Origin of the sequence: Paraburkholderia caribensis, assembly GCF_002902945.1 — a bacterium.
GTDB classification, from domain to species: Bacteria; Pseudomonadota; Gammaproteobacteria; order Burkholderiales; family Burkholderiaceae; genus Paraburkholderia; species Paraburkholderia caribensis.
On sequence record NZ_CP026101.1, the window covers coordinates 254,044 to 266,851 of the forward strand.

The 12,808-nt window shown below is 63.3% G+C and carries 13 protein-coding genes; 4 read left to right on the plus strand and 9 right to left on the minus strand.

The features are described 5' to 3' along the window. Nucleotides 1–71 precede the first annotated feature (71 nt). Nucleotides 72–3,446 carry a fused isobutyryl-CoA mutase/GTPase IcmF gene (icmF, locus tag C2L66_RS01080; RefSeq protein WP_060599351.1) on the plus strand — a complete coding sequence of 1,125 codons (3,375 nt, stop codon included), beginning with the start codon at nt 72–74 and terminating at the stop codon, nt 3,444–3,446. Between the two features lie 69 nt (nt 3,447–3,515). Here the strand turns inward: icmF and C2L66_RS01085 are convergent, their stop codons facing one another. Continuing rightward, on the minus strand, nt 3,516–4,475 hold the full coding sequence (locus tag C2L66_RS01085) for an NAD(P)H-dependent flavin oxidoreductase (RefSeq protein ID WP_060602379.1): 960 nt from the start codon (nt 4,473–4,475) through the stop codon (nt 3,516–3,518). Between the two features lie 264 nt (nt 4,476–4,739). On the opposite strand from C2L66_RS01085, the gene C2L66_RS01090 reads away from it, so the two are divergent. Further along, nucleotides 4,740–5,630, plus strand: coding sequence for an alpha/beta fold hydrolase (locus C2L66_RS01090; protein ID WP_060599350.1), 891 nt, complete (start codon nt 4,740–4,742; stop codon nt 5,628–5,630). Nucleotides 5,631–5,660: 30 nt separating this feature from the next. Here the strand turns inward: C2L66_RS01090 and C2L66_RS01095 are convergent, their stop codons facing one another. After that, complete coding sequence (locus C2L66_RS01095; RefSeq protein ID WP_060599349.1) at nt 5,661–6,146, minus strand: Lrp/AsnC family transcriptional regulator; 486 nt, start codon at nt 6,144–6,146, stop codon at nt 5,661–5,663. A gap of 113 nt (nt 6,147–6,259) precedes the next feature. Between C2L66_RS01095 and C2L66_RS01100 the strand changes: the two genes are divergently transcribed. Next, entirely contained in the window at nt 6,260–7,159 is a 900-nt protein-coding gene (locus C2L66_RS01100) for a DMT family transporter (RefSeq protein ID WP_060599348.1), read from the plus strand. A gap of 207 nt (nt 7,160–7,366) precedes the next feature. Here the strand turns inward: C2L66_RS01100 and C2L66_RS01105 are convergent, their stop codons facing one another. From C2L66_RS01105 to C2L66_RS01130, 6 genes are all read right to left on the minus strand, one after another. After that, the gene (locus C2L66_RS01105) at nt 7,367–8,287 is read right to left on the minus strand and encodes an MBL fold metallo-hydrolase (protein WP_060599347.1); all 921 of its coding nucleotides are present in this window, start codon (nt 8,285–8,287) and stop codon (nt 7,367–7,369) included. After that, entirely contained in the window at nt 8,284–8,739 is a 456-nt protein-coding gene (locus tag C2L66_RS01110) for a MaoC family dehydratase (protein ID WP_060599346.1), read from the minus strand. Before C2L66_RS01110 ends, C2L66_RS01105 begins: the two co-directional genes overlap by 4 nt. Next, nucleotides 8,736–8,984 carry a DUF1289 domain-containing protein gene (locus C2L66_RS01115; RefSeq protein ID WP_035986981.1) on the minus strand — a complete coding sequence of 83 codons (249 nt, stop codon included), beginning with the start codon at nt 8,982–8,984 and terminating at the stop codon, nt 8,736–8,738. Before C2L66_RS01115 ends, C2L66_RS01110 begins: the two co-directional genes overlap by 4 nt. Next, on the minus strand, nt 8,981–9,511 hold the full coding sequence (locus tag C2L66_RS01120) for a YbaK/EbsC family protein (protein ID WP_060599345.1): 531 nt from the start codon (nt 9,509–9,511) through the stop codon (nt 8,981–8,983). The genes C2L66_RS01115 and C2L66_RS01120 overlap by 4 nt, the downstream gene beginning before the upstream one ends. 21 nt (nt 9,512–9,532) lie before the next feature. Then, a complete protein-coding gene (locus tag C2L66_RS01125; protein ID WP_060599344.1) occupies nt 9,533–10,459 on the minus strand; it encodes a hydroxymethylglutaryl-CoA lyase in 927 nt (308 codons plus the stop codon). A gap of 62 nt (nt 10,460–10,521) precedes the next feature. After that, entirely contained in the window at nt 10,522–11,463 is a 942-nt protein-coding gene (locus C2L66_RS01130; RefSeq protein ID WP_060599343.1) for a 2-hydroxyacid dehydrogenase, read from the minus strand. Nucleotides 11,464–11,695: 232 nt separating this feature from the next. Here C2L66_RS01130 and C2L66_RS01135 point away from each other — a divergent pair, with 232 nt between their 5' ends. Further along, nucleotides 11,696–12,298: an RBBP9/YdeN family alpha/beta hydrolase gene (locus C2L66_RS01135; protein ID WP_054929552.1), complete on the plus strand. Its 603-nt coding sequence runs from the start codon at nt 11,696–11,698 to the stop codon at nt 12,296–12,298. Nucleotides 12,299–12,324: 26 nt separating this feature from the next. Here the strand turns inward: C2L66_RS01135 and C2L66_RS01140 are convergent, their stop codons facing one another. Further along, nucleotides 12,325–12,606, minus strand: a complete 282-nt coding sequence (locus C2L66_RS01140) for a hypothetical protein (protein ID WP_054929553.1) — start codon at nt 12,604–12,606, stop codon at nt 12,325–12,327. Nucleotides 12,607–12,808 lie beyond the last annotated feature (202 nt).

Consider the following 12,808-nt stretch of genomic DNA (forward strand, 5'->3'; position numbering starts at 1 on the left):
TCGTATCGTTATACTGGTTGCAGCACCCGAAGCAGAGACGAACGAACCTGACGATTCGATCCGGGGGAGACATGACTGATCTTTCCACGCCGCAGCGCATCGGCGACGACGCGCCCGCTTCCCGCTCTTCCGCGCCGCGCTCGCCGCACGAGCCGTCCTCGCGACGCCTGCGTTTCGTCACGGCCGCCGCGCTGTTCGACGGCCACGACGCGTCGATCAACATCATGCGGCGCATCCTGCAGGCGAGCGGCGTCGAGGTGATCCACCTTGGCCACAACCGCTCCGTCGAAGAAGTCGCGACGGCGGCGCTGCACGAAGACGCAGACGGCGTAGCGGTGTCGAGTTATCAGGGCGGGCACGTCGAATATTTCCGCTATCTGGTCGATCTGTTGCGCGAGCGTGGCGGCGAGCGGATCAAGGTGTTCGGCGGCGGCGGCGGCGTGATCGTTCCCGATGAGATCGCGGCGTTGCAGCGCTACGGTGTCGAGCGTATTTACTCGCCGCACGACGGCCAGCGGCTCGGCTTGCAAGGGATGATCGACGACATGATCGCGCGTTGCCGCGACGCGGCGCGAGCGGACACCCGGCCTGCGCAACTCCTTGTCGACCTGAAGGACGCGATGCACCGCGACACGGATCGAGCCGGGCGTGTCGCCGCATTCCGCAAGCTCGCGCAACTGATCACCTCGCTCGAAACCGGCGACGTCGATCCCGCCACGCGCGCGGCACTCGCCGCGCAAGCCGGACCCACGCGCGTGCCCGTGCTGGGCATCACAGGGACGGGCGGCGCTGGCAAGTCGTCGCTGACCGACGAGTTGATCCGGCGTTTTCGCCTCGACTACGGCGACACCTTGACCATCGCCGTGATCGCCATCGATCCTTCTCGCCGCAGATCGGGCGGCGCGCTGCTCGGCGATCGTATCCGCATGAATGCGATCGGCGACTGGGGCAGCGGCGCGCGCGTCTTCATGCGTTCGCTGGCGACGCGCGAGGCATCGAGTGAAATCTCCGACGCGCTGCCCGACGCAATCGACGCCTGCAAGATGGCGGGCTTCGATCTGATCGTGGTCGAAACGTCGGGCATCGGACAGGGCGATGCCGCGATCGTGCCGCACGCCGACAAGTCGCTGTACGTGATGACGCCGGAGTTCGGCGCCGCAAGCCAGCTTGAGAAGATCGACATGCTCGATTTCGCGGATGTTGTCGCGATCAACAAGTTCGACCGCAAAGGCGCCGCCGACGCGTTACGCGATGTCGCAAAACAGGTGCAGCGTAACCAACATAAATTCACCTCGAAAATTGAGGAGATGCCGGTATTCGGTACGATTGCGTCGCGTTTCAACGACGACGGCGTGACGGCTGTGTACCAATATGTCGCGAAGGCACTGCACGACCACGGTCTGCATGAGAGCGACGGGCGATTGCCGAAACTGCAAGGCGTGCGGCATTCGACAGGCCGTAACGCCATCGTGCCGCCCGCGCGCGTGCGCTACCTGTCGGACGTCGCATTGACGGTGCGCGGTTATCGGGAGCGCGTCGAAGCGCAGTCGCAGCTCGCGCGCGAACGTTGGCAGCTCGACGAAGCGCGCCGCATGCTGAACGAGGCGAACGGCGGCGTGCAGGATGCCGCTGCGTTCGATTCGCTCATCGACGCTCGCGCGTCGCAGATGGGCGAGCGCGAGAAGGCGCTGCTCGATGCGTGGCCGAACACAGTCGCTGCCTATTCCGGCGACGAACATGTCGTGAAGATTCGCGACAAGGAAATCCGCACCGCGCTCACCGTCGAAACACTGTCGGGCTCGAAAATCCGCAAGGTCGCGTTGCCGGCGTTCAAGGACCCCGGCGAAATCCTGCGCTGGCTGATGCTCGATAACCTGCCCGGCTACTTTCCGTTCACGGCGGGCGTGTTTCCGTTCCGCCGCGAGAACGAAGACCCGACACGCATGTTCGCGGGCGAGGGCGACCCGTTCCGCACCAACCGCCGTTTCAAGCTGCTGTCCGAAGGAATGCCCGCGAGGCGCCTGTCGACGGCGTTCGATTCCGTCACGCTCTACGGCGAAGAGCCGCACGAAAGGCCCGATATCTACGGCAAGGTCGGCAACTCGGGTGTCTCCGTGGCGACGCTCGACGACATGAAAGCGCTTTACGACGGCTTCGATCTGTGCGCGCCCGACACGTCGGTGTCGATGACGATCAATGGACCCGCGCCGACCATTCTCGCGATGTTCTTCAACGTTGCGATCGATCAGCAGATCGCGCTCGCGCACGCGAAAGCGCAACAGGAAAACCGCGAACTTTCCGAAGACGAACTCGATGCCGCGCGTCGCTTCGCGCTGGAAAACGTGCGCGGCACGGTGCAGGCCGACATCCTGAAGGAAGATCAAGGGCAGAACACCTGCATCTTTTCGACGGAATTCAGCCTGAAGGTGATGGGCGACATACAGGCGTATTTTGTCGAGCACGGCGTGCGCAATTTCTATTCGGTGTCGATCTCCGGCTATCACATCGCGGAGGCGGGTGCGAACCCGATCTCGCAGCTCGCGTACACACTCGCAAACGGCTTTACGTATGTCGAGGCGTATCTCGCGCGCGGTATGGCTATCGACGATTTCGCACCGAACCTGTCGTTCTTCTTCTCGAACGGAATGGACCCGGAATATACGGTGCTCGGCCGTGTCGCGCGGCGTATCTGGGCCGTTGCGATGCGCGACCGCTACGGCGCGAACGAACGCAGCCAGAAGCTGAAGTATCACGTGCAGACATCAGGCCGCAGCCTGCACGCGCAGGAAATCGACTTCAACGATATCCGCACCACGTTGCAGGCGCTGATCGCGATCTACGACAACTGCAACTCGCTGCACACCAACGCGTTCGACGAAGCGATCACCACGCCGACGGAAGACTCGGTGCGCCGCGCGGTCGCGATCCAGCTGATCATCAATCGCGAATGGGGACTCGCGAAGAACCAGAACCCGAACCAGGGCAGCTTCGTCATCGACGAACTGACGGATCTCGTGGAAGCGGCCGTGCTCGCGGAGTTCGACCGGCTCACCGAGCGCGGCGGCGTGCTCGGTGCAATGGAAACGGGGTATCAGCGCGGCCGCATTCAGGACGAGTCGATGCTGTACGAACATCGCAAGCATGACGGGTCGTATCCGATTGTCGGCGTGAATACGTTCCTTGGCGCGCATGCGCACGACGCGCCGCCGCCCATTGCGCTCGCGCGCTCGACGGAAGAAGAGAAGCAGGGGCAACTGAAGCGCCTGCGCGCGTTCCAGTCATCGCGTGAAAGCGACGCACCGGCGATGCTGGAGCGCCTGAAGCAGGCCGTCATCGACGATGAAAACGTCTTCGCCGTGCTGATGGAGGCGGTGCGCGTCTGTTCACTGGGACAGATCACCCATGCGCTGTTCGAAGTGGGCGGTCAGTACCGGCGCAACATGTGAGGGCTTCGTGAAACGAAAAGGCCGCGTCTGCGGCCTTTTCAGATTTTGCATGCGGACCCGCCCGGCGACTCAGCGACCAATCCCGAGCCGAGTCTTCGCTGCCTGATATTCGTCCTTCAAACGGGCGACGAGTTCGGCGACGTCAGGCACATCGTGCATCAGACCCACGCCCTGGCCCGCGCCCCAGATGTCTTTCCACGCCTTCGCCTTATCGCCGCCGAAGTTCATCGCCGTCTTGTCCGACTCGGGCAGCGCATCGGGATCGAGTCCCGCGTTCTGGATGCTCTCGCGGATGTAGTTGCCGTGCACGCCCGTGAAGAGATTCGTGTAGACGATGTCGGCGGCATTCGCGTTGATGATCGCCTGCTTGTAGCCTTCAACGGCGTGCGCTTCCTTTGTCGCGATGAAGCGCGTGCCCATGTATGCGAGGTCGGCGCCCATCGCCTGCGCGGCGAGGATCGAGCCGCCGTTCGCAATCGAGCCGGACAGCACGATCGGGCCGTCGAACATGCGCCGCACTTCGCCGACCAGCGCGAACGGCGACGTCGTGCCCGCGTGGCCGCCCGCGCCCGCGGCGACCAGAATCAGCCCGTCGACCCCGGCGTCCAGCGCCTTCTGCGCGTGACGCAGATTGATCACGTCATGTAGCACGATGCCGCCATAACTGTGTACGGCATCGACGATCTCCTTGGCGGGCGCACGCAGGCTCGTGATGAAAATCGGCACCTTGTGTTCGACGCACACGCGGATGTCGTGCTCCAGTCGCGCATTCGACTGATGCACGATCTGGTTCACGGCAATCGGCCCGATCACGGCGTTCGGGTTCGCCGCCTTGTGCGCGGCGAGCGATGTCTGAATCTGCGTCAGCCATTCGTCGAGCAGTTCGGCCGGGCGCGCGTTGAGCGCCGGAAAAGAACCGACGATCCCCGCCTTGCACTGCGCAAGCACAAGCTCGGGGTAGCTGACGATGAACATCGGCGAGGCGACGACGGGCAGAGCAAGGTTCTGCAGAACGGCGGGCAAGGCCATGGTGCGAGTCTCCAGATCGACATGCCGGTGCATCCGATGCCCGGCGATATGAGTGTAGCGGCTGCCGTCCACGTGTCGCTTCAAACAGCCGTTGAGTTTCAAATTTAAGAACGATCGTTCGATTATAGGCGAGTCTGGGCCGCGTTGCTCGTTCGGTGTCGTTGGAAGGAGTGTTCAGGTTCTACGAAAGCGTGGGCTATCCCACTCGCCGCGACACACTCGCCTTCTACAATGCCGAGATTTACAACGACAACGAGTTCCGTCATGCCCTTCGCGGACTTCACACCTTTCCGGGTCACGGCCGGCGACGTCGATATTCATGGAGTCAAGGGCGGAGCAGGACCGCCTTTGCTGCTGCTGCACGGTCATCCGCAGAGCCATCTGATCTGGCATCGATGCGCGGCGCAACTCGCCGAGCATTTCACCGTGATCGCGACCGATCTGCGCGGCTACGGCGCGTCGGCGAAACCGCCGAGCGACGCGACGCACGCGGCGTATTCAAAGCGCGCGATGGCGGCGGACCAGATCGCCGTGATGCGGCACTTCGGCTACGAGCGGTTTCTGGTGTGCGCGCATGATCGCGGCGCGCGGGTCGCGCACCGGATGGCGCTCGACTTTCCCGATGCCGTCGAACGCCTGATGCTGCTCGACATCGCGCCGACGCTCGCGATGTACGAAGCCACCGACCGCACGTTCGCAACGCTCTATTTCCACTGGTTTTTCCTGATCCAGCCGGAGCCGCTGCCCGAGACGCTGATCGAAGGCAATCCCGACGTTTACGTCGACCGCGTGATGGGCAGCCGTCACGCGGGCCTCGCGCCGTTCGCGCCCGAGGTGCTCGCCGAGTATCGCAAGGCCTTGCGGCAGCCGGGCGCCGTGCACGCGATGTGCGAGGACTACCGCGCCTCCGCGACGATCGATCTCGAGCACGATCGCGCCGATATCGAACGCGGCCACAAGATTGCCTGTCCGCTGCGCGTGCTGTGGGGCGCGGAAGGCGTGATCGAAAAGTGCTTCGAGCCGATCGCCGAATGGCGCAAGGTGGCGCGCGACGTCAGCGGCCGTTCGCTGCCGTGCGGCCACTACATTCCCGAGGAAGCGCCCGCCGAACTCGTTGCGGAGATGTTGTCCTTCTTCGAAGCCGTCGAGCTTTGATTCCCGGGGGCTTTCGAGCCGCTCGCCGCCTCAGGCGAGTGGCGGCAAGCGCCGCGGCACCGGCGTCGATTTGACGATCGCGGTGCTGGTTTCCGCACGCTCGGTCACTTTCGACAGGATCTCGTCGAGCTGATCGATCGAACGCAGATACAGGCGGCAGATGAAGCAATCGTCGCCCGTCACCTTGTCGCATTCGACGAACTCCGGAATGCGGCGAATCACGTCTTCCACCAGATGCAACTGACCCGGCAGCGGCTTCACGCGCACGATCGCCTGCAGCGTGTAGCCGAGCGCGCGCGGATCGATCTGCACGGTGAAGCGCTCGATCACGCCTTGCGCGTCGAGGCGGCGCAAGCGGTCCGCCGTCGCGGGCGCCGACAGGCCGACATTGCGCGCGAGGTCGCTGACGGGCTGGCGCGCGTCGTCGGCGAGACTCGCGAGCAACATGCGGTCGGTGTCGTCGAGCGTCGTGGGCGCGGGCGCTTGCCTGGTGTCGGGATTAAGGCGCTTTGTCATTTGGGCCTTCGCATTTAAGGTGGATTTGGTCGATGGCCTGATTTTAGATATGTATCGGCCACTTCAGATTAATTACACTGATCGCAAGATGTGATTCTTCTGGAGGCTTTCAGATGGCGGCAAACAACGAGGTGCGGCGCGGCGCGTTCGAGATGACGCTCGCGATGCTGATGTCGGGGACGATTGGCTGGCTGGTCGTTTCGTCGCAGCAGTCGGCGCTGAACGTCGCGTTCTTCCGATGCCTGTTCGGCGGCGCGACGCTCTTGCTGATCTGCGCGGTGCTCGGACTGCTCAAACGCAAGCTGTTTTCCTGGAAGATGATCGCGCTCGCCACGTTCAGCAGCGCGGCCATCGTCATGAACTGGGTGCTGCTGTTCGCTGCGTACTCGCGCGCGTCGATCTCGATGGCGACGACCGTCTACAGCACGCAGCCTTTCATGCTCGTCGCACTTGGCGCGCTGGTGTTCCGCGAGCGCGTGACGGCATCGACGCTCGCCTGGCTGCTGATCGCGTTCGTCGGACTCGTGTTCGTCGTGAAAGTGGAGCCGGCCGTACTCGCGATGCCGGGGCAATATCTGCAAGGCGTCGCGTATGCCGTCGGCGCGGCTTTCCTGTACGCGGTTTCGTCCATCATTACAAAACACTTGAAGAACACGCCGCCGCACCTTATCGCGCTGATTACGGTGACGACAGGCGTCGCCATGCTCGCACCGTTCGTGCAGTATGACGCGTTGCCCACGACGGGCGCGCACTGGTTGCAACTCGTCACGCTCGGCATCGTGAACACGGGAATCATGTACGTGCTGCTGTACGGCGCAATCCAGAAACTGCCGACGGCGATGACGGGCGCGCTGTCCTTCATCTACCCAGTCGTAGCAATCGTGGTCGACCGGATCGCGTTCGGCCAGAAGCTCGCGTGGATTCAGGTGGCCGGCGCGGTGCTGATCCTGCTGGCGGCGGCCGGCGTGAATCTCGGGTGGCGCATCGTGCCGGCGCGCCGCTACTCCATATAACGGTACTTCATACCGATAGTACGGAATCCGAATAACGTGTCAGGTCGGACGTTAAGAATCTGTAGGGAAATCACCGATGCGTTCGAAAGCTACGCGCGGTTATTATTTCTTCGACGCTGATCACGTCAACAGTAATTGCGCCGCTCGAACCGAAAGCCGAGCGGCTTTCTTTTTATACGGCCGTGCACGCGGCTTCGTGCCCACGAATCAATCGGCGCGCGCAGTGATCTGCTCGCCGTCGAATCGCAGCGGCCCGTTCTCCGCCGCCAATCCTTCTACCAGTTCACGCAACAGTGCGGGCCATGCGCTGCGCGGCTTCAGCATCGATGCCGCGGCCCGCATCACGCTCGCGTCGTCGAGCATGCGCAGTAAGGCTTCGAAAGATAGCGACCGTGCGTCGAGCAGCTTGAACACGATCAACACCTTCAGCGCGTTTTTCGCGTTGCGCGCCGGATCGGCGCGCAGCCATGCAACCCGCGACAACGCGCGATCGAGCGCCGCATGCACATCGGAAAACGGCGCGCCGTGGCCGGGAATCACAGTCTTCACATCCAGCGTGCCGATCAGTTCGAGCACGGCCTGTTGCTCCGAGAAACCGCTGTCGCCTTCGAGTTCTGGAAAGATCACACCGAAGCCGTTTTCCCACAGCGCGTCCGCGCTGATCAGCAGCTTTTGCCCGGCGCAATAGAGCATCAGCGAGTGCGGGTCGTGGCCCGGCGCGCCGAGCACATCCCAGTCGAGCGTGCCGAGTGTCAGGCGCATGCCCGGTTCGATCGTGTCTGAAAACGCGAAACGTTCGCAGAATTGACCCGTTGCGCGAAACGTCAGACGCGACTCGTCCCATTCGCGCACCGCATCCGCTTCCGTCGATGGAATCAGCGTCCGGCATGGCCACGTTGCCTGCAATTGCGCGTTGCCGCCGCAGTGATCCGAATGCAGATGCGTGTTGACGATCAGGTCGAGTGGCCGCGTGCCGAGCGCATGCCGGACGAGCGCCGCCGTTTGCGCCGCGTGCGACGCGTAGCCGGTATCGACCAGCGCCGTGCTTGCATCGTCGACGAGCAGCACGTTGTTCGACGACAGCCAGCCGCGTTCGAACACGCGTATCGACGGAGGCAGCGCGATCATGCGCCGCCTTCCTGTGCGGCGGGCTTCGGCATCACGAGTATCGTCGACTTGCCGATCAGTACCGTTTCGCCGCGCTGGTTTACGACGCTGCCTTCGAGTTGCGTCAGATCGCCATTGAGACTCGCCTTCCAGAATGCGCCGACGACGCGCCAGGTCATCGTCAGCGTGTCGCCGCTGTGCGCGGCTTTCTTCAGCTTGATGTCGAACTCGAGCCCAAGCGGCTGTGCGTAGGTCGAGTAGTGCGTGGCGAGCAGCGCCATGAAGTGCGCGGTCGGCTGCGTGCCGGAGGCGATCAGGCCGCCGAAGCGGCTTTGCGCCGCGTACGCGTCGTCGTGATGAAGCGGGTTGAGGTCGTTCACGAGCGTGGCGAACGATTTGATCGATTCCGCAGCAAGGCTCAGCGTCGCGCTGAATGTCTCGCCGACGGTGACGACGCGCGGCGGCGTGTTCATGTTTTCGTCTCGCGTTTCGGTGCTTGCTTCGCCATGAAGTCCACGTGGCGCCTGTCGATTGCATCCCACACCGCGCGCTTTGCCGCGTCGTCGAACGAAGACCAGTTTGCGATTTCGTCGATCGTGCGCAGGCAACCGTCGCACAGCCCCGTGGACGGGTTCATCCGGCACACGTTGATGCATGGCGAAGGAACGGGCGCGATGGATTGTGCCGGGTCCTGAACGCGAGCGGTGTCGGCTGTCATGCCGTCTCGCGCAACGCCACGTCGATGACGGGTGCGCCCGTCAGCGTGGCCAGTTCCTGCGGCGTCAGGTTGAACACGGCGTGCGGATGACCGGCGGCGGCCCACAGGCTGTCGAGCGTGAAGAGATCGGCGTCGATCAGCGTGACGGGCGTCGTTGCGTGACCGATCGGACACACGCCGCCGATCGCATAACCCGTCTTTTCGCGCACGAACTTCGCGTCCGCGCGCGCAATCTCGCCGACTTGCGCGGCCACCTTCTTTTCATCCACGCGATTCGCGCCGCTCGCGATGATCAGCACGGGCGCGTCGTCTTCGCGGCGACGAAACAGGATCGACTTGGCGATCTGCGCGATCGAGCAGCCCAGTCCCGCCGCCGCTTCCGCCGAGGTCTTGCCCGTTTCCGGCAGCATCACGACCTGCCCGGCATGGCCGCGCTCGCGCAGCAAGAGCGCGACGCGGCGCGCCGAATCGGGCAGCGAATCCAGATCAGGCGTGTGAGGTGTTTGTACCGTTGCGTTATCCGACATGTGGTGGGTTCCTGTGATGGGTCATACGCAGGTGGACTTTTCGCTGCGCGCCTTCGCCAGCAGCGCTTTGCCCGCGCGCGATACGTTCGGCTTGCCGATCGACGTCGAAATGAAATCGCCGATCTCGACGACCTGCGCGAGGTCGATGCCTGTCTCGATGCCGAGTCCGTTCATCAGATACAGCACGTCTTCCGTGGCGACGTTGCCCGTCGCGCCCTTTGCATAAGGACACCCGCCGAGGCCCGCCACCGACGCATGAAAAATCTCGATGCCTTCCTGCAGCGCGGCGTAGATGTTCGCGAGCGCCTGGCCGTAAGTATCGTGGAAATGCCCTGACAGACGCTCGCGCGGAAACACTTGCGTGACGGCGGCGAACACTTCGCGCGTGCGCTTCGGCGTGCCGACGCCGATCGTGTCGGCGATGTCGATCTCGTCGCAACCGAGCGCGGCGAAACGCTCGACCACATCGACCACGGACGCGACGGGCACGTCGCCCTGATACGGACATCCCAGCGAGCACGACACGCTGCCGCGTATGCGCAGGCCCTTGTCCTTCGCAGCCTCCGCGACGGGCACGAAGCGCTCGATGCTTTCCGCAATGCTGCAATTGATGTTCTTTTGCGAGAACGCCTCGCTGGCCGCGCCGAAGATCACGATCTCGTCGGCGCGCGCGGCGAGCGCGCCTTCGAAGCCGCGCAGGTTTGGCGTCAGCACCGAGTAGATCGTGCCCGCGCGACGCGCGATGCCCGCCATCACGTCGGCGCCGTCGGCCATCTGCGGCACCCACTTGGGCGACACGAACGACGCCGCTTCCACATTTCTGAACCCGGCCGCCGACAGACGATTGATCAACTCGATCTTGACGTCAGTGGGTACGAATTCCTTCTCGTTCTGCAGCCCGTCGCGCGGACCGACTTCGACGATTTTCACTGCTTGTGGCATGGTCATGTTTGTCTCCTGTGTCGACGGCAACCGGCGCTTGCCGCGAGATTATCGTGCTGCCAACGCGCTCAGTAGCCGCGCCCGATATCGACGATTCCGCCGATCGGCTCGCCACGCATCAGCGCGTCGATCTTCTGCGCAATCTGCGCAATGCTTTCTTCGCGCAGCGTCAATGCCGAGATATGCGGCGTGATCGAGATGCGAGGGTGCGTCCAGAACGGATGCTGCGACGGCAACGGTTCCTCGACGAATACATCGAGCGTTGCTGCGGCGATCTGGCCTTGCTCCAGTGCAACGAGCAAATCCTGTTCGACGAGATGCGCGCCGCGCGCGATATTGACGAGGTACGCGCCGCGCGCGAGCTTCGAGAAGTTGCGCTGATTCAGCACGCCATGCGTGTCGGGCGTGTGCGGCAGCAGATTGACGAGCACGCTGAGGCCATCGAGGAACGCGTCGAACTGCGCTTCGCCCGCAAAGGTCGTGACGCCGTCAATTTCGCGCGCGCTGCGGCTAAAGCCACGCACCGGGAAGCCCGCCGCGGCGAGCGTCGTCGCGACATGCGAGCCGAGCACGCCCAGACCGAGCACGCCGACCGTGAAGGTTTCGCGCGTATGCGGTTCGAGCACATGCCAGCGCTGTTCTGCCTGCAGCCGGTCGTATTCGTCGAAGCGTCGCATGTAGCGCAGCACCGCGTGCATCACATACTCGGACATCTGCTGCGCCATTCCTGTGTCTTCGAGCCGCACGAGCTGCGCGTTGCGCGGCAGCGTGCCGGGATGCTCGCGTTCGAGCTTCAGGATCGCGTCGACGCCGGCGCCCAGGTTGAAGATCGCACGCAAGTCGTCGCGGCCGGCGAGCATTTCGCGCGGCGGTTTCCAGACGACGGCGACATCGGCGGGGGCGTTGTCGCCCGGGTGCCATTCGCGCAAGTCGACGCCCGGCAGTACGCGCGACAGATCGTGCAGCCAGACATCGGCATCGGATTGCGGTGTATAGAACAGGACTTTCATGCGTGGCAGGTGGAGCGTTGCTGTCGCCAGATGTCGGGCGGCTTTTATGGATAGGCTTCATTCTACTTTTTCGCCGGCCTTCGCGCGCATTCCCGCGGACGCGAGGCGCACGATGCGGGCGCGAGCGGGCACGCGCAGCGGCACGGCGATATGCAAAGCACGAAAAATTGGTTCAAGCCATGCGCCGCCCACGCGACAATGATTTCCAGATTCCCGCTACGAGGAAAGAATCATGTTTTCGTGCACCCGATCGATCTGGCCGCCAAGGCTCGTGACCGTGCCGGGCTTGCACGGCAGCGAAGGGGCACACTGGCAAACCTGGCTGGAGCGTCAGTTTCCGCGTGCCTTGCGAGTCGAGCAGACGGATTGGGACGCACCGGATCTCGCAAGATGGGCGCAGGCGGTGCGCGATGTACTGGCCAGGGAGCGCGGGCCGTTTGTGCTTGCGGCGCATAGCTTCGGGTGCCTCGCCGCCGTGCATGCGTTGCAACAGGGCGTGCCAGTTGCCGATATAGCGGGCGTGCTATTCGTCGCGCCTGCCAGCCCGAAGAAGTTCGAGTTTGCGGGTGCATTCGACGCACGCCGTCTTGGCGTGCCTTCCATTTTGATCGGCAGCGAGACCGACCCGTGGATGGCGCTTGCCGACGCGCGCGAGTTGGCAAGGCATCTGGGCAGCGCGTTCGTCAATCTGGGCGATGCAGGTCACATCAATACTGCCGCGGGCTTTGGACCGTGGCCGCGCGCGAAATACTTCGTGGACACGCTCGCGCATTGCGCCGCGCCGCTACGGTTTCACGATGATAGCGAGGCGCTTGCCACGCAGGTAGTCGGCTAGCCTGCGGCCTGGCAAGGTCATATTTGTCAGATCCAGTGGAAGCCCTTGGCCAGCAGACCGGCGAGCGCGAAGTTCGCCGCCCATAGCAGGCGGAATTCGGTGCGCATGATACTTTCCAGCGCACTGAAGCGCTGGTCGACGTAGGCCCTCAACTCTCGCACTTCACGTTTGAGGTCTTCGAGGTCCTGGAGAATATGTTCGATTGTGGTTTCAGCCCGGGTCATGCGTGCCTCCATATTGAGACCACCGTGGATCAGTCGAAGCGTGTGAAAGCGGTGCTTCACAAGGGGTTTTTCTAGCGTTTCCATTCGTATCATCCTAAGCAAAATCTTTCTTAAGTAGGGTTCTGAATGATCAGAAACCCAACGGACGAACAACGGCAAATTGCGCTGCAACGCGACGATCCGCGTTTCGCGTGCACCGTTACGAACCAATCGTACGCGCGGCTATCAAGTCGAGAAACCTGGCCGGACGACGTAGGAATTTATCCACGCGTTCTCACGAATCGAT